13 protein-coding genes are annotated in these 16,088 nt (G+C 74.1%); 11 read left to right on the top strand and 2 right to left on the bottom strand.

Annotation, left to right across the window (positions count from 1 at the left end; translation table 11 throughout):
* The first annotated feature begins 50 nt into the window (after positions 1 to 50).
* Both rplQ and ABIE39_RS05255 read left to right on the top strand, forming a co-directional pair.
* Positions 51 to 608: a 50S ribosomal protein L17 gene (rplQ, locus tag ABIE39_RS05250; RefSeq protein WP_175007843.1), complete on the top strand. Its 558-nt coding sequence runs from the start codon at positions 51 to 53 to the stop codon at positions 606 to 608.
* A 219-nt stretch (positions 609 to 827) separates the two neighbouring features.
* Positions 828 to 1,715, top strand: coding sequence for an alpha/beta fold hydrolase (locus tag ABIE39_RS05255; protein WP_354050713.1), 888 nt, complete (start codon positions 828 to 830; stop codon positions 1,713 to 1,715).
* Between the two features lie 16 nt (positions 1,716 to 1,731).
* Here ABIE39_RS05255 and ABIE39_RS05260 read toward each other — a convergent pair whose 3' ends face one another.
* Positions 1,732 to 2,502: an ROK family protein gene (locus ABIE39_RS05260; RefSeq protein WP_108050515.1), complete on the bottom strand. Its 771-nt coding sequence runs from the start codon at positions 2,500 to 2,502 to the stop codon at positions 1,732 to 1,734.
* Positions 2,503 to 2,633: 131 nt separating this feature from the next.
* Here ABIE39_RS05260 and truA point away from each other — a divergent pair, with 131 nt between their 5' ends.
* Positions 2,634 to 3,512, top strand: coding sequence for a tRNA pseudouridine(38-40) synthase TruA (truA, locus tag ABIE39_RS05265; RefSeq protein WP_255437038.1), 879 nt, complete (start codon positions 2,634 to 2,636; stop codon positions 3,510 to 3,512).
* 56 nt (positions 3,513 to 3,568) lie between these two features.
* Here truA and ABIE39_RS05270 read toward each other — a convergent pair whose 3' ends face one another.
* On the bottom strand, positions 3,569 to 3,970 hold the full coding sequence (locus tag ABIE39_RS05270; RefSeq protein ID WP_034654904.1) for a DUF5709 domain-containing protein: 402 nt from the start codon (positions 3,968 to 3,970) through the stop codon (positions 3,569 to 3,571).
* 144 nt (positions 3,971 to 4,114) lie between these two features.
* Between ABIE39_RS05270 and ABIE39_RS05275 the strand changes: the two genes are divergently transcribed.
* The 8 genes from ABIE39_RS05275 (at position 4,115) to ABIE39_RS05310 (ending at position 15,933) form a co-directional block, all read left to right on the top strand.
* Complete coding sequence (locus ABIE39_RS05275) at positions 4,115 to 4,714, top strand: DUF937 domain-containing protein (RefSeq protein ID WP_175007846.1); 600 nt, start codon at positions 4,115 to 4,117, stop codon at positions 4,712 to 4,714.
* Between the two features lie 63 nt (positions 4,715 to 4,777).
* Positions 4,778 to 6,472, top strand: coding sequence for an ABC-F family ATP-binding cassette domain-containing protein (locus tag ABIE39_RS05280; protein ID WP_074808910.1), 1,695 nt, complete (start codon positions 4,778 to 4,780; stop codon positions 6,470 to 6,472).
* Positions 6,473 to 6,744: 272 nt separating this feature from the next.
* Positions 6,745 to 11,583 (top strand): DUF7927 domain-containing protein, encoded by a 4,839-nt coding sequence (locus ABIE39_RS05285; protein WP_354050716.1) that lies wholly within the window; start codon positions 6,745 to 6,747, stop codon positions 11,581 to 11,583.
* A gap of 129 nt (positions 11,584 to 11,712) precedes the next feature.
* Complete coding sequence (trhO, locus tag ABIE39_RS05290; RefSeq protein WP_086148956.1) at positions 11,713 to 12,633, top strand: oxygen-dependent tRNA uridine(34) hydroxylase TrhO; 921 nt, start codon at positions 11,713 to 11,715, stop codon at positions 12,631 to 12,633.
* Between the two features lie 170 nt (positions 12,634 to 12,803).
* A complete protein-coding gene (gene rplM, locus ABIE39_RS05295) occupies positions 12,804 to 13,247 on the top strand; it encodes a 50S ribosomal protein L13 (protein WP_021479847.1) in 444 nt (147 codons plus the stop codon).
* 45 nt (positions 13,248 to 13,292) lie between these two features.
* Complete coding sequence (gene rpsI / locus ABIE39_RS05300; RefSeq protein WP_074808912.1) at positions 13,293 to 13,781, top strand: 30S ribosomal protein S9; 489 nt, start codon at positions 13,293 to 13,295, stop codon at positions 13,779 to 13,781.
* Between the two features lie 149 nt (positions 13,782 to 13,930).
* Positions 13,931 to 15,292, top strand: a complete 1,362-nt coding sequence (gene glmM / locus ABIE39_RS05305; protein ID WP_175007849.1) for a phosphoglucosamine mutase — start codon at positions 13,931 to 13,933, stop codon at positions 15,290 to 15,292.
* Complete coding sequence (locus ABIE39_RS05310; protein ID WP_499278623.1) at positions 15,289 to 15,933, top strand: peptide deformylase; 645 nt, start codon at positions 15,289 to 15,291, stop codon at positions 15,931 to 15,933. Before glmM ends, ABIE39_RS05310 begins: the two co-directional genes overlap by 4 nt.
* Positions 15,934 to 16,088: the final 155 nt, after the last annotated feature.

Below are 16,088 nucleotides of genomic sequence, written 5' to 3' on the forward strand. Positions count from 1 at the left end.
GCGTCCGGGTCCGCACCTGCGGCGCGATCACTTCCCAAGGAGCACATCCCATGCCTACCCCCGCCAAGGGCCCCCGGCTCGGCAGCGGACCGGCTCACGAGCGCCTGATGCTCGCGAACCTGTCCACCCAGCTCTTCGAGCACGGCCGCATCACGACCACCGAGACCAAGGCGAAGCGCCTGCGCCCGGTGGCCGAGCGCCTCATCACGTTCGCCAAGCGCGGCGACCTGCACGCGCGCCGTCGCGTCCTGCGCGTCGTCCGCGACAAGTCCGTGGTGCACACGCTGTTCACCGAGATCGCCCCGCAGATGGCGGAGCGTGAGGGTGGCTACACGCGCATCACGAAGGTCGGCACGCGCAAGGGCGACAACGCGCCCCTCGCGGTGATCGAGCTCGTGACCGAGCCCGTCAGCCCGAAGCAGGCCGTCGTCCGCGAGGCGGAGAAGGCTGCCGAGAAGGCGAGCAAGAAGAAGGCCGACAAGCCGTCCAAGAAGGCCGACAAGGTCGAGGACGCGCCCGTCGAGGACGCCGCCGTCGAGGACGCTCCCGTCGAGGACGTCCAGGACGCGCCCGTCGAGGACGCCGCGGAGGAGAAGAAGGAGGCCTGAGCCTCCTCTCCCCGCCGAGCCCGCCAGGGGTTCGTCGCGCAGGGCCCGGGACCGCACGGTCCCGGGCCCTGCCGCGTTCGGGGGACGGGGCGCCGTCGGGCACGGCGGGGCCGCCCGGTGAACGCCGAGATCGGCCCGAAGGGTGGAGATCGACCCTCGGGAGGTCGACGGCGCGACCTCCGGGTCGATCTCGCGTGGAGGAGGACCTACCGTCGAGACGTGACCTTCGTCGACGCGTCTCCCGGGACCGGGGCGTGGCCGCCCGTCGTCCTCGTGCACGGCTCGCGCACGTCGCGCTCGATGTGGCGCGACCAGCTCGCGGCGCTGCACCGCGCCGGGGTGCAGGCCGTCGCGGTGGACCTGCCGGGCCACGGCGTTCGGCGCGGCGAGGCGTTCACGCTCGACGGCGCGGTCGAGGCGGTCGCGGCCGGGATCGACGAGGTCGGCGGACGCGCGCTCGTCGTCGGGCTGTCCCTCGGGGGCTACGTCGCGATCGAGACGCGCGCGCGCCACCCGGAGCGCGTCGTGGGGCTGGTCGCCGCCGCGTGCTCGACGCCGCCGTCGACGCGTCTGCGCGGCGGCTGGCTCGTCCTCGCGCGCGGCATCGAGCGGCTCCCGGACGGGGGCGCCGGGCTGAACCAGGCGCTCGTCGACCGGGCGATGACGCCCCAGGCCGGCGCCGACCTCGCGGCGGGCGGGTTCGCCCTCGACGTCATGAGCGCGATCCTGCGCGAGGTGGGGGCGGTCGACCCGGTCCGCGCTCTCGCGGCGGCGGACTCGCCGGTCTGGCTCGTCAACGGCCGCTGGGACCACTTCCGGCTCGGGGAGCGCGGGTTCCTCGCCGCGGCGCGCGCGGGCGGGGCCTCGGCCCGGCTCGTCGTCGTCCCGGGAGCGCGGCACCTGGTGAGCCTGGACGCCCCGGTGGCGTTCAACCGCGTCCTGCTCGACGCCCACCGGACGCTGGCCGCGGGCGCGTCGCCCGGGGACGGGGGAGCGGACGCCGCGCCGGGCTCCTCCGAGCCCGTGGCGGGACTCCGCACCGCGGGAGCCGCGCCGGGTCCCCGCCCCGCCGAAGGGGCGCCCCAGCGCCGCACGGCCCGTCGCTGAGAAGGTGGCTGAGGGGTCAGGCGGGCGGGAGGTCCCATGCGCGAGCGCCCCCGACGAGCGCCGCCGAGTTCGGTACCACGACGACGTCGTCGCCGAGCCGGTCGAGGACGCTCGGCGTGATCCGCCGCGAGTTGCCCCCGCCCAGGTAGAGGCGGTCCCACCAGAACACGGGCCGCAGGCCCTCGACGACCGCGAGGACCCGCCGCGACCAGAGCCCGTCGCCGAGGCGACGACGCTCGGGCTCGCCGACGTACTCGTCGTACGTGGTGCCGCGACGCACGGGTGCCCGCGACCACTCGAGGTGCGGGGCGAGCCGGCCCCCGTGGAACAGCGCGGAGCCGAGCCCCGTCCCCAGCGTCAGCACGAGCTCCAGCCCGGACGCCGCGACGACGCCCGCGCCGTGCACCTCGGCGTCGTTGAGCACGAGCGCCGGGACGCCGAGCCGGTGCTCGACTGCGGCGCGGACGTCGAAGCTCGTCCACGCCTCGACGAGCGCGGGGTCCACGCGCGACCGCGGCCCGCTGCGCGTCACGTAGTGGGGCGTGTGCACGACGACGCCGCGCCGGATCATCCCGGGCATGCCCACCGTGACCCGGTCCGCGGGAGGCAGCGTGGCCGCGATGCCCGCGACCGTCTCGACGAGGAGGTCGGGCGGGAGGGGGTAGGGCGTGGGGACGCGCACGGCCGCGGCGTGCGCGGTGCCCGACGCGTCGAGCACGTTCGCCTTGATCCCGCCCCCGCCGCAGTCGACGGCGAGCGTGCGGACGTCGTGCGGGTCGCCGGTCATGGGCGGCAGCGTAGGCACGGTGGCGCGCGCGGCGCACGGGCGGGCGACTACGGTGATCTCCCGTGACCGCCGTCCCGCCCTCCGCCCCGCCGGCCCCCGACCCCCCGCGCCCCGACGGGCCGGACGACGTCGTGCGCGTGCGCCTGGACCTCGCCTACCAGGGGACGGCGTTCGCCGGCTGGGCCCGGCAGCCGACGCTGCGCACGGTGCAGGGGACGATCGAGGAGGGGCTCGCGACGATCCTGCGGGGCGCGGCTCCACGGCTCACGGTCGCGGGTCGCACGGACGCGGGCGTGCACGCGCGGGGCCAGGTCGCCCACGTCGACCTCGGGCGCGCGCAGTGGGAGGCGCTGCCCGGCCGGTCCGACCGCGCGCCGGGGGACGCGCTCGTCGCGCGGCTGGGCGGCGTGCTGCCGGGGGACGTCGTCGTGCACCGTGCGACGCGGGCACCGGTCGGGTTCGACGCCCGCTTCTCCGCACTGCACCGCGCGTACACCTACCGCGTGGCGGACGACCCGGCGCAGCGCGACCCGCTGCGCCGGGAGTGGGTGCTGTGGAACCGGCGGCCGCTCGACGTCGCGGCGATGGACGCGGCCGTGCGGCCGCTGCTCGGGGTGCGGGACTTCGCCGCGTTCTGCAAGCCACGACCCGGCGCGACGACGATCCGGGAGCTGCAGCACCTGTCGTGGTCGCGCCCGACGGACGGGCCCGACGCGGGTCTCGTCGTGGCGCACGTCCGCGCGGACGCGTTCTGCCACAACATGGTGCGCGCGCTCGTCGGCGCGTCGCTCGCCGTCGGGGAGGGGCGGCGCGGCGTGGGCTGGCCCGCCGAGCTCCTCGCGAGCCGGCGCCGGGACGCGGGGGCGGGCGTGGTGCCCGCGCACGGGCTCGTGCTGGAGGAGGTCACCTACCCGCCCGACGCCGAGCTCGCGGCGCGGGCCGACCGCATCCGCGCCGTGCGGAACGAGGAGGACGTCTGGGAGGACGCGCCGCCCCGCGGGCCGGCCTGAGCCGGCCGCGGGCGGTCGCTCGTCCTCGGTGCTCCCGAACTCAGGGCTGCTCGACCTCAGGGCTCCTCGACGACGTGGACGGCGGCCTCCTCGGCGCCGGCGGCGCCCCCGGAGATCCCCTCGTCGTCGGCGTACGTGTCGTTCTGGCGCCCGTCGAGGGCGTCGGGGTCCGCGACGAGGCGGCCCGCGCGGGTCTCGTCGGGGCGCTCGGACGGGTCGCGCTCCCACTCCTCCGGCTCCTCCTCGGCCAGGCGCTGGTCGAGCGTCTCGCCATGCACCTCTTCCCACGGCGTCTCGCCGAAGTGGTTCGAGCGAGGGCGCTCGGGCGGGGAGTAGCCCTCGTCGAGCACGTCGTCCACGCCGCGGTCGAGGAGCGTCTCCTCGGGCTGGAGCTGGTCGGTGTCGCCCTCGGCGCCCGTCTCCGGGTCGGGGCTCGTGGCGGTGGTGTCTTCGCTCATGCGTTCCACCCTGGCACCTCGCGGGGACGGACGCAGCCCCGGAGGCTCGTGCCTGCGAGGACGTCGCGCCGGGACTACGGTGGGGCCGCACCGCGCCCCCCGGCGCGCAACCCCTGGAACACCCCCGAACCGGAGGACGACCCCATGGCCGGCATCGACGACATCCTGTCCACCGTCCCGCTCGACCAGCTCGCCGGTCGGCTCGGCGTCGACGAGGCGACGGCGCAGCGCGCGGTCGACGCGGCGCTGCCCGCGCTGCTGGGCGGGCTGCGCGCGAACGCCCAGGACCCGGCGGGCGCGGCGTCGCTCGGCGAGGCCGTCGCGCAGCACGACCCCGCGCTCGTCGAGGGCGGGGTCGACCTCGACGACGTCGACACGGACGACGGCCGCAAGATCGTCGGGCACGTGTTCGGGCAGAACGAGCAGGCGGTCGTCGCGCAGCTCGCCGACTCGACGGGCACCGGCAAGGACCTGCTCGCGAAGGTGCTGCCCGCGCTCGCGCCGATCGCGCTGGCCTTCCTCGCGAAGCAGCTCGGCGGCGCCGGGTCGTCGGGCGGCGCCCCGACCGGCACCGGCACCGCGGCGGGGGAGGGCGCGGGCGAGCGGTCGGGCGCTCCGCAGACCGGCGGGGGCGGCCTGGGCGACGTCCTCGGCGGGCTGCTGGGCGGCGGCTCGGGCTCCGGGGGCGGTCTCGGGGACCTCCTGGGCGGGCTGGGCGGTCTCCTCGGGGGCGGCCGGCGCTGAGCCCTCCGGGCGGGCGCGCGCAAAGCGCGTGACCGCGCGGCCGACGTCGGGGACCATGACGGGGTGGGACACCTCGACCTCAGCGACGTCACGTATCACCTGCCCGACGGGCGCACCCTGCTCGACGGCGTCGACCTGCGGGTCGCGGACGGCGCGCGCGTCGCGCTCGTGGGGCCCAACGGCGTCGGGAAGTCGACGCTGCTGCGCATCGTCACCGGCGAGGTCGCACCGCACGGGGGCGCCGTCGTGCGCAGCGGCGGGCTCGGGGTCATGCGCCAGGACGTGGGCCGCATCGACGACGACCGCACGGTGCGCGACCTGCTCGTCGGGCTCGCGCCGACCGCCGTCCGCGAGGCGGCGCTCGAGCTCGCGGCCGCCGAGCACGACATCATGACGGTCGACGACGAGCCCGCCCAGCTCCGCTACGCGCAGGCCCTCGTGGACTGGGCGGACGTGGGCGGCTACGACGCCGAGGCCGGCTGGGACGAGGTGACCGACGAGGTGCTGTCGGTCCCGTTCGAGAAGGCGCAGTGGCGCGACGTGCGGTCGCTGTCCGGGGGCGAGCAGAAGCGGCTCGCGCTCACGGCGCTGCTGCGCGGACCGGAGGAGGTCCTGCTGCTCGACGAGCCGGACAACCACCTCGACGTGCCGACGAAGCGCTGGCTCGAGGAGCGGCTCGTCGCGTCGTCCAAGACGGTCCTCTTCGTGTCCCACGACCGCGAGCTGCTGTCGCGCACCGCGACCCAGGTCGCGACGCTCGAGCCGACGCCGGGCGGCGGCACGGTGTGGGTGCACGGCGGCGGCTTCGCGACGTACGCCCAGGCCCGTGCGGACCGGCGCGACCGGCTCGCCGAGCTCGCGCGCCGCTGGGACGAGGAGCACGCCAAGCTCCAGGAGCTCGTGCGGACGCTCAAGACGAAGGCCGCGTTCAACGACGGCCTCGCGAGCCGGTACCAGGCCGCGCGCACGCGCCTGCGCAAGTTCGAGGAGGCGGGGCGTCCCGAGGTGGTCGCGCGCGACCAGAACGTGACCGTGCGGCTCACGGGCGGGCGGACGGCCAAGCGCGCGGTGACGTGCGAGCGGCTCGAGCTCACGGGGCTCATGAAGCCGTTCGACGTCGAGGTGTTCTTCGGCGAGCGCGTCGCGGTGCTCGGCTCGAACGGCTCCGGGAAGTCGCACTTCCTGCGCCTCCTCGCCGCGGGCGGGAGCGACCCCGAGCCGGGCACCGTGCCCGACGACGTTGCCGGCGGCCCGGCGGCGCCCGCTCCCGTGGCGCACACGGGCCGGGCCGTGCTCGGGTCGCGGGTGCGGCCGGGGTGGTTCGCGCAGAACCACGACCACCCGGAGCTGCGCGGGCGCACGCTGCTGGAGATCCTCCACCGCGGCGAGGGGCACCGGGCGGGCATGGGGCGCGAGGGCGCGAGCCGGGCGCTCGACCGGTACGAGCTCGTGGGCCAGGCCGAGCAGCGCTTCGAGACGCTCTCCGGTGGCCAGCAGGCGCGCTTCCAGATCCTGCTCCTCGAGCTCGACGGCGCGACGCTCCTCCTGCTCGACGAGCCGACGGACAACCTCGACCTGCACTCGGCGGAGGCGCTCGAGGCGGGGCTCGCGGCCTTCCAGGGCACCGTGCTCGCGGTGACGCACGACCGGTGGTTCGCCCGCGGCTTCGACCGGTTCCTCGTGTTCCGCGAGGACGGTGAGGTCGTCGAGGCGCCGGAGCCGGTCTGGGACGTCGAGCGCGTCCGTCGGGCACGTTAGGCACGGACGCGACGACCCCAGAGAACTGGAGCGTCAGCAGGTCGGCCCCGACCGCTCCCCGGCCGACGACTCCCGACCACGATTCACGATCGCGCTCCGCGACGTCCCCGCCGTGCGACCACGGAGCCGCGCCCCAGAGGTCGCCAGACGCGACACGCGGTGTCACTCTGAATGCAGGCCGCGCCATCGGCGGTGTGGTAAGCGCGAGCGAAGTTGGCTCGTGGGAGACGACAGTCCGGCCGCAGGGGGAAGCAATGCGACAGGTACGTACCGTGAACTCGACCAGCTCCAGGAAGCGGCACACGGTGTCGGGGCTCACGGCCTCGCTGGCCGTCGCTTCCCTGATCGTGATCGGAGCGGTGGCCCCTGCGGGGGCGGACCCGGCACCCGCGGCGGAGTCGAGCAGCGCGAGCGCTGCGACGGACCCGACCCCCGCACCGGAGTGGACCCAGGCACCGACCGAACCCGCAGACCCTGCGGACCCGGACCCGGACCCCGGTGGTCAGCCGCCCGCCACGGACAGCCCGGCGCCCGGCGGCGAACCAGTCACGCCGCCGACGGAGCCCGGCCCGGCCGGGACGACGGACGCGCCGGGCGGGGCCGAGGTGCAGGAGGCTCCCACCCCGGAGGCCACCTCATCCGAGACGCCGGTCGAGGCCGAGGATCCCGGCAGCACACCGTTCCTGGTTCCTCCGGCGACCGGCAACAACGCGGTCATCACGGTCAAGGTGGGCGACGACCGCACCAGTCTGGTCGCGATCGGGCCGTTGGCCGGGGTCACCCTCCGGCTCTACGACGGCGGCAGCGCGCCTACGACCCCGGTCGCCGACGCATGGGCGACGTGCGTGTCCGACGCCGACGGCGACTGCTCGTTCGTCGTGCCGAGCACGCAGCTGGGCGGGGCGAACCGCGACCGCCGGTTCTGGGTGGTCCAGGACGGAGCGCCGACAGACTGGTACCAGAACCCGGAGCTCGGGACCGGGAGCGTCGGCGGGACCATCACGCCGTACGACTTCCGGACCGGGACCCAGCTCCGGGCCGGTACGACCTACACGTCGCAGGGGTCGTTCATGCTCGGCACGGGCAACACGAACAGCGCGGCCTCGGGCGGCATCTGGCAGAGCTCTCGTGTCAACCCGATCTTCCCCGCACAGTGCGGGATCGACGTGGCTCTCGTGCTCGACCTCTCCGGCTCCGTCGCCGGTAATCTCTCGCAGCTCAAGGCCGCGGCGAACCAGCTGGTGGATTCGCTGACCGGCACACCTTCGAACGTCGGACTCTTCACGTTCAGCTCTCTCGCGCCGGCGACGGGCAACCCGAACCTTGCGCTCACGCCGGTGTCGACCGCCACGAGCGCCCAAGGCGTGAAGAACCGGATCAACTCCTACACCGCGGGCGGCGGCACCAACTGGGACCGGGGGATCTATCAGGTGGCGGCCGACGCCAACACGTACGACGTCGCGGTCGTCCTGACCGACGGCAACCCGACCTTCTACGGCAACCAGGAGGGTCCGGGGAACTTCACGCGCCTGCGCGAGGTCGAGAACGGCGTCTTCAGCGCCAACGCGGTGAAGGCCAAGGGGACCCACCTGGTGGCCTTCGGTGTCGGGGACGGGATCGAGAACGCCGGCAGCGGCCTCAACCTGCGGGCCATCTCCGGAGAGCTCGCGGGGACGGACTACTACCAGACCGACGACTACCAGGAAGCGGGGAACCAGCTGCGCGATCTCGCCCTGGGCAGCTGCGAGGGGTCGGTCTCGGTCATCAAGCAGGTGATCCCCTCGAGCGCACCGGCAGGGTCGATCGAGGGTGCCGAGCCGGCAGGCGGGTGGCAGCTCACCGCGGAGGTGCAGGACGGGGACGTCAGCATCGTCCCGCCGACGACCGCGACCACGGATTCCGATACGGGCGCCGCGAACTTCGACCTCTCGTATCCCTCGTCGACCTCCTCGGGCGTGCTCGGCATCACCGAGACACCGCAGGGCGGCTACACCCTCCAACCGGTGGACGGCGACAACGCGGTCTGCACGAACATCGCGACCGGCGACCCCATCGCGGTGACGAACAGCGGGGAGGCAGGGTTCACGGTCCCCGTCGACCCGACAGCCGCCGTGACGTGCACGGTCTACAACCGGGCGCCGAACCCCGTCGCCTCGCTGACGCTCAGCAAGGAATGGGTCGTCAACGGTCAGACCTACGCGGACGGCGACCAGCCGCAGGGGCTCTCCGCGTCGGCGTCGATCGCCGGGACCCCCCAGGGGTGGGGCGTGCCGCGCACCGGTCTCCAGACGGGCCAGACCCCCAGGATCGGCGAGCAGACGACGGTGATCCTCACCCAGTGCACGCTCGACTCGACCGCGGTGACCGAATTCAACGGCACCGATATCTCGGAGCCGCTGCCGTACTCACCCACCCTCGTGACCGGGAGCAACACCGCCACGGTCACCAACACCGTCACGTGCACCAGCCGCCTCACGCTCGCCAAGCTCGTGGAGGGCGGGGACGGGGACGACGACCCGGCGCCCACGGACTGGACGCTCGACGCGGTCGCCCCCTCGGGGGCGCTCCCCGGCCCCAGTGGTGTCACCGGGTCGCCGGAGGCGACCGCGGAGGTCACGCCGGGTGTGGTCTACCCCCTGAACGAGTCCGGCGGTGATCCCAACTACGCCCAGTCGACCGAGCCCAACGCGGTCCCGATCCCCGGTTCGACGACGAGCTGGTCGTGCGTCGAGCTCGCCGCGGACGGCACCACGGTCATCCCGGGGTTCTCCGACGGCCTCAACGGTGGCGTCAACGTGCCTTTCGGGCGCTGGATCCGATGCACCGCCGTCAACCAGACCGCGACGCTCGAGCTTCGCAAGGTCGTCGAGAACTCCTACGGCGGGACGGCCGAGCCGGAGGACTGGAGCATCACGGCGACGCCCACCGGGACCTTCCCTGCCGGACTCCAGCCGCAGACCGTCACGGGCTCCACGGCCGGCACCACGATCAACGTGCGGCCCGGCGTGGCGTACGAGATCACGGAGTCGGGGGCACCTGTGGGCTATGTGCAGCAGGACACCAGCTGCGTCACCGACTCGGGTGGACCGCTCGACGGGACGACGATCACCCTCCAGGCGCTGGACACGGCGACGTGCACGTTCACCAACGCGGACACGCCGGCCCGGTTGACGCTCGTCAAGGAGGTCGAGGCCGGGACGACCAGAGCCACCGAGGTCCCCGCGAGCTGGACGCTCACCGCCTCACCGGACGGCATCGTCGGTCAGGGTGAGGTCTCCGGCAACGGCGACCCGACGAGCGCGGGTGGTATCGCCCAGGTCGAGGTCTTCGCCGGGACGTACGACCTCGCGGAGTCCGTGATCGCGGGCTACACGGCGGGGGCCTGGAGCTGTACCGGGGCGACGGTCACCGGCGCCGCCGTGTCGATCGAGCCGGGGGCGGACGTGACGTGCACGATCGTCAACCGCGCGCAGCAGTCGACCCTGACGCTCGTCAAGGACGTCGACAACGGGACGACCGGTGGGACGTACGAGCCGTCCGACTGGACGCTGACCGCGGCCGGCCCGACGGTCGTCTCGGGTGCGTCGGGCTCGGAGGCCGTGACCTCGGCCCCCGTCGCGATCGGCGACTACGTGCTCTCCGAGGAAGGCCCGGAAGGTTATACGGCCGACCCGTGGACCTGCACCGGGGGGACGCTGGAAGGATCGACCGTCACCGTCCCGCTCGGGGCGGACGTGACGTGCACGATCCTCAACACGGCCCTGCAGCCGTCGCTGACCCTGGTCAAGGAGGTCGTCAACGACGACGGCGGATCCGCGGAGCCCACCGACTGGACGCTCGAGGCCGACGGGCCCACGCCGCTCAGCGGCGTGAGCGGTGACCCTGCGGTCACGGGAGCGGACGTCGAGGTCGGCGCCTACGCGCTCTCCGAGACGGGCGGCCCGGCCGGGTACGAGGCGTCCGACTGGACGTGCGAGGTCCCCGGCGTCGACGGCGGGACCGCCACGCCCGTGGCTGTCTCCGACGGGACGGTCCAGGTCGACGTCGGGCAGACGGTCGTCTGCACCGTCGTGAACGACGACGTCCCGGCGCCGTTCACCGTCGTCAAGTCGAGCGAACCGGGCAGCGGCGCGACGGTCCTGCCGGGCGACGTGATCACGTACACCGTGACTGTGGCGACGGTCGGCGAGGGGTTCGACCCGGACGTCGTCATCACGGACGACCTTGCGGAGGTACTGAGCAACGCGACCTTGGTCGAGGGCACCGTCGAGCCCTCGACGGGCGGTGTCGTGCTCACGGGGACCACGCTCGTCTGGACCGTCGGGGACCTGGTCGGCACCGAGACCATCACGTACCAGGTGCGCGTCGACGACGGCGCGTACGGGGTCGCCCTGACCAACGTGGTCACGGCACCGGGCGCCGAGCCCTGCGTCGAGCCGGAACCGCCCGTCGAGCCTGAGGCGGCACCAGGGGGGTCCACCCGGGAGGCGACCACGCTCGCGGCCGGCGCGGCGGCGGCCGTGGCGGCCGCGCCTGACGCGCTCGCGGTCGTGGACCCGGCGGAGGCCTGCCGCACGACGTCCCATCTCACGCCCGCGTGGACGCTCGCGAAGACGAGCGACCCGACGACGGGCACGACGGTCCCGGCGGGCAGCGTCATCACCTACACGCTGACCGTGACGAGCACGACCGACGCCGTGGTCAGCGGGGCCGTCGTGACCGACGACCTGTCCCAGGTCCTGCAGCACGGGAGCCTGCTCTCGCAGCCTCTGGGGACCACGCTCTCCGGGACGACCCTCACCTGGACCGTGCCGGACCTCGGGCCCGCGGGAGCGACGTCCGAGATCTCCTACCAGGTCAGGCTCTCGCCGAGCGCTCACGACGTGACGGTCACCAACGTCGCGACGCCAGGCCCGGGGGGCGGGTGCGTCTCGTGCAGCACGACGCACAAGGTCCCGCCCGTGGCAGCGGCCGCGGCGGCGACAGGGCAGCCGGGTCTGCCGGCCACCGGAGCCGATGTCGCCGCCGTCCTCACGGGTGCGCTGCTCCTCGTGCTCCTCGGAGGGTCCCTCGTCACGGCGCGCCGACGCCGGGCGAACCCCGGGCTGTGATGTGCAGCGAGGGTCGTCGCCCGCTCGTCGGCGGCCGCTCGCCGATCCCGCTGCGAGGTCTGAGGTGGGCGTCGACAGGGAGGGCGGCGCGGAGGGAGGCACGCCCTGGCCGTCCCTATCCTGGTGGGCATGGCCGTCCACAAGATCGTGCTCTTCTACGCCTTCACGCCGTTGCCGGACCCGCGTGCCGTGCAGCTCTGGCAGCAGGCGCTGGGGGAGCGGTGGCACCTCACGGGTCGCGTGATCGTGTCGGAGCACGGGATCAACGCGACCCTCGGCGGGACGGTCGAGGACCTCAAGCAGTACGTGAAGACCACGCGCCGGTACCCGGGCTTCGAGGGCGTCGACGTGAAGTGGTCCGACGGCACGGGCCGCGACTTCCCGCGCCTGTCCGTCAAGGTGCGCCCCGAGCTCGTCGCGTTCGGGGTGCCGGACGAGGTCCGGGTCGACGAGCACGGCGTCGTCGGCGGCGGGGAGCGGCTGAGCCCGCAGGCCCTGCACGACCTCGTCGAGGAGCGCGGCGACGACGTCGTGATGCTCGACGGCCGCAACGCGTTCGAGGCGGCGATCGGTCGCTTCCGCGGGGCCGTCGTGCCCGACGTCGCGACCACGCGGGACTTCGTCGCCGAGATCGACTCGGGCCGCTACGACGACCTCAAGGGCCGGCCCGTCGTCACGTACTGCACGGGGGGCGTGCGGTGCGAGGTGCTGTCGGCGCTGCTGCGCGCCCGCGGGTTCGAGGAGGTCTACCAGCTCGACGGCGGCGTCGTGCGCTATGGCGAGGTGTTCGGCTCGCAGGGACTGTGGGAGGGGTCGCTCTACGTGTTCGACGAGCGCATGCACGTCGAGCTCGGCCCGGGGTCGACGCCGCTCGGCGCGTGCACGGCGTGCGGGGCGCCGACGGCGAAGTACGAGAACTGCGCCGACCCGAGCTGCCGGACCCTGCGCCTGTACTGCTCCGGCTGCGTCCACGAGGCCCGCTCGACGCGCTGCGAGACGTGCGTCCGGGAGCGCCCGGCCGCTTTGACCGGCGGCCTGCCTCGCGGGTAGTCTGGTGAGTCGTTGTGCTCATCTCACGACACCCGTGTCGCTAGCGCGCCCACTCGCTGCCGGCCAAGGAGCGGGTGTCGACCGAGCCCGCCGCGCAACGACCTGCCCTCTCGGCCGCACGCTTCAGCGGTCGAAGAAGACATCCTGAGACAGAAACGAAGGCTACGACCGTGCGTACGTACACCCCGAAGCCCGGCGACGTCCAGCGCGACTGGTACGTCATCGACGCGACCGACGTCGTCCTGGGCCGCCTGGCCACCCACGTGGCCACCCTGCTGCGCGGCAAGCACAAGCCGACCTTCGCTCCGCACGTCGACGGCGGTGACTTCGTCATCGTCATCAACGCCGGCAAGGTCGCCCTGAGCGGCAACAAGCGCGAGCAGAAGATGGCCTACAACCACTCCGGTTACCCGGGTGGTCTGCGTGCCGTCGCCTACGGCGACCTGCTCGACAAGCACCCCGAGCGTGCCGTCGAGAAGGCCGTGCGCGGCATGCTCCCCAAGACGACCCTCGGTCGCGCCCAGTTCGGCAAGCTGAAGGTCTACGCGGGTGCCGAGCACCCGCACGCCGCGCAGCAGCCGAAGCCGTTCGAGATCACCCAGGTCGCGCAGTAATCGCCGCTCAGGCGTAGCGCACAGAGAGACGCGAGGACACCACCCGTGGCCGAGACCACCGTCGACACCGACACCCTGGGCGACGAGACGCCCAGCACCTACACCTCCGAGTCCGCCGCCCCCACGGGCCGCGGCCAGAGCATCACCGCCCCCGGCCAGGCCCTGGGCCGTCGCAAGGAGGCCGTGGCGCGCGTGCGCCTCGTCCCCGGCACCGGCCAGTGGAAGGTCAACGGGCGCACGCTCGAGGACTACTTCCCGAACAAGGTCCACCAGCAGCTCGTCAACTCCCCGCTGAAGCTGGTCGACGTCGAGGGTCGCTTCGACGTCGTCGCCCGCATCACGGGCGGCGGCTCCTCGGGCCAGGCCGGCGCGCTGCGCCTGGCGATCGCGCGCGCGCTCAACGCGATCGACGCCGAGCACAACCGCCCCGCGCTGAAGAAGGCCGGCTTCCTCACTCGCGACGCCCGCGTCGTCGAGCGCAAGAAGGCCGGTCTCAAGAAGGCCCGCAAGGCACCGCAGTACTCCAAGCGCTGATCCTGCGCTGTGCGCTCGTCGGCCCCGGTGGACCTCGTCCACCGGGGCCGACGGCGTTTGTGAGGAGCGGTGACCAAGGCTCGCCGACGGCGGGCAGCGGCTGACGGTCGTACGGTCGGCGTACGTCCGGTACGAGGGGAAGGACTTCCATGGGACGGCTTTTCGGCACCGACGGGGTGCGCGGTCTCGCGAACGGGAACGTGACGGCGGAGCTCGCGCTGGACCTCGGCGTCGCCGCGGCCCGCGTGCTCGCGAGCGGCCAGGAGGAGGGGCACCGCCCGCGCGCGGTCGTCGGGCGCGACACGCGCGTGTCCGGGGAGTTCCTCGGCGCGGCGCTCATCGCGGGGCTCGCGAGCGCGGGCGTCGACGTGAAGGACGTCGGCGTCCTGCCGACCCCGGCGGTCGCCTACCTGACGAGCACCATGGACGTCGACTTCGGCGTCGTCATCTCGGCGTCGCACAACCCCATGCAGGACAACGGGATCAAGTTCCTCGCGCGCGGCGGCGTGAAGCTCGACGACGCCGTCGAGGACCGCATCGAGAGCCTGCTGGGCCAGGAGTGGGAGCGCCCGACGCACGGCGTCGTCGGCCGCATCTCCCCGGACTCGGGCCGTGCGGGCGGCGCGTACGTCGAGCACCTCATGTCGAGCATCGGCGCGGACGAGGACCACAAGCCGCTGGCCGGCCTGCGGATCGCCGTCGACTGCGCGAACGGCGCGGCGAGCGACGTCGGTCCCGCGGCGCTGCGCGCGGCCGGTGCGGACGTCGTCGTCATCAACGCGAGCCCCGACGGTCGCAACATCAACGCGGCGTGCGGCTCGAACCACCCGGAGCAGCTCCAGGCCGTCGTCGTCGCGTCCGAGGCCGACTTCGGTGTCGCGTTCGACGGCGACGCGGACCGCTGCATCGCGGTCGACCACGGCGGCACCGTCGTCGACGGCGACCAGATCATGGGCGTCCTCGCCCTCGCGCTCAAGGACGAGGGCGCGCTCCCGCACGACACGCTCGTCGTGACGGTCATGAGCAACCTCGGGCTCCTGCTCGCGATGCGCGCGGCAGGGATCAGCACCGTCCAGACCGCGGTCGGCGACCGGTACGTGCTCGAGGAGATGCGCGCCCACGGCTACGGCCTGGGCGGCGAGCAGTCCGGCCACATCGTGATGTCGCGCTACGCGACGACGGGCGACGGCGTGCTCACCGCCCTCCAGCTCGCGGCGCGGGTGCGCGCGACGGGCCAGAAGCTCGCGGACCTCGCGGGCGTCGTGCAGCGGCTCCCGCAGACCCTCCTCAACGTCCCGGGCGTGGACAAGGCGCGCGCGTCGACCGACGAGGCGCTGCTGGCGGCGGTCGCCGGTGCTGAGCAGTCGCTCGGCGAGACGGGCCGCGTGCTCCTGCGGCCGTCGGGCACCGAGCCCCTCGTGCGGGTCATGGTCGAGGCGGCGACGCAGCAGCAGGCCGACGCGGTCGCCGGGCAGCTCGCGGGCGTCGTGCGCGAGCGGCTCGCCCTGTGAGCGCGTCGGGACGACCGACGGGACGCGAGGCGGGCACGACCGTGCGGCAGGGGGTGGACGAGGCGCTGCGCGAGCACGTCCTCGCGCTCCTCGCCGCCTACCCCGACGGCGTCCTGCCGATCGTGCAGGCCGGCCACCCCGTCCTGCGCACGCCGGCCGTGCCGTACGCGGGCCAGCTCGGTGACGCGCTGCCGCGCTTCCTCGACGCGATGCACGCGACGATGCGCGCGGCGCCCGGGGTGGGGCTCGCCGCGCCGCAGGTCGGCATCGGCCTCGCGGTGGCCGTGGTCGAGGACCCGGGTGCACCGGACGTCGACGACGACCGGGAGCGAGGCCCCCTGGAGTACCGGGTGCTCGTGAACCCGCGCTACGAGGTCGTCGGCGAGGAGACGCGCACCTTCTTCGAGGGTTGCCTCTCCGTGCACGGCTGGCAGGCCGAGCGGACGCGCGCACGCACCGTCCGGCTCACCGGCCAGGACGAGGCCGGCGAGCCGTTCGACGACGTGCTGACCGGGTGGCCCGCGCGCATCGTCCAGCACGAGACGGACCACCTGCGGGGCGAGCTCTACCTCGACGCTGCCGACCTGCGCACGCTGTCGTCGACCCTCGGCGTCGCGCGGCTCCCGGGCGCCGGGAGCTAGCGCTCCGGGCGTCCGCGGACCCCTGGTCCTCACGACGTACGCGACCGCCGCGGGATGTCGTCCGTCGGGATGACGACCCGCGGCGGCCCGGCACGGCAGACTCGGCAACGGCGCGGCGCCGTCGCGCCAGGGTCCTCAGGGGTGAACCGGGGGTC

The sequence above is a fragment of the Cellulosimicrobium sp. 4261 genome, assembly GCF_040546915.1.
Lineage (GTDB): Bacteria > Actinomycetota > Actinomycetes > Actinomycetales > Cellulomonadaceae > Cellulosimicrobium > Cellulosimicrobium cinnabarinum.

Excerpts from the sequence above, each read along its gene's own strand:
- trhO (WP_086148956.1), top strand. The coding sequence starts at position 11,713 with ATGGCCGTCCACAAGATCGTGCTCTTCTACGCCTTCACGCCGTTGCCG.
- ABIE39_RS05275 (WP_175007846.1), top strand. The coding sequence starts at position 4,115 with ATGGCCGGCATCGACGACATCCTGTCCACCGTCCCGCTCGACCAGCTC.
- ABIE39_RS05260 (WP_108050515.1), bottom strand. The coding sequence starts at position 2,502 with ATGACCGGCGACCCGCACGACGTCCGCACGCTCGCCGTCGACTGCGGC.
- ABIE39_RS05270 (WP_034654904.1), bottom strand. The coding sequence starts at position 3,970 with ATGAGCGAAGACACCACCGCCACGAGCCCCGACCCGGAGACGGGCGCC.
- glmM (WP_175007849.1), top strand. The coding sequence starts at position 13,931 with ATGGGACGGCTTTTCGGCACCGACGGGGTGCGCGGTCTCGCGAACGGG.
- rplQ (WP_175007843.1), top strand. The coding sequence starts at position 51 with ATGCCTACCCCCGCCAAGGGCCCCCGGCTCGGCAGCGGACCGGCTCAC.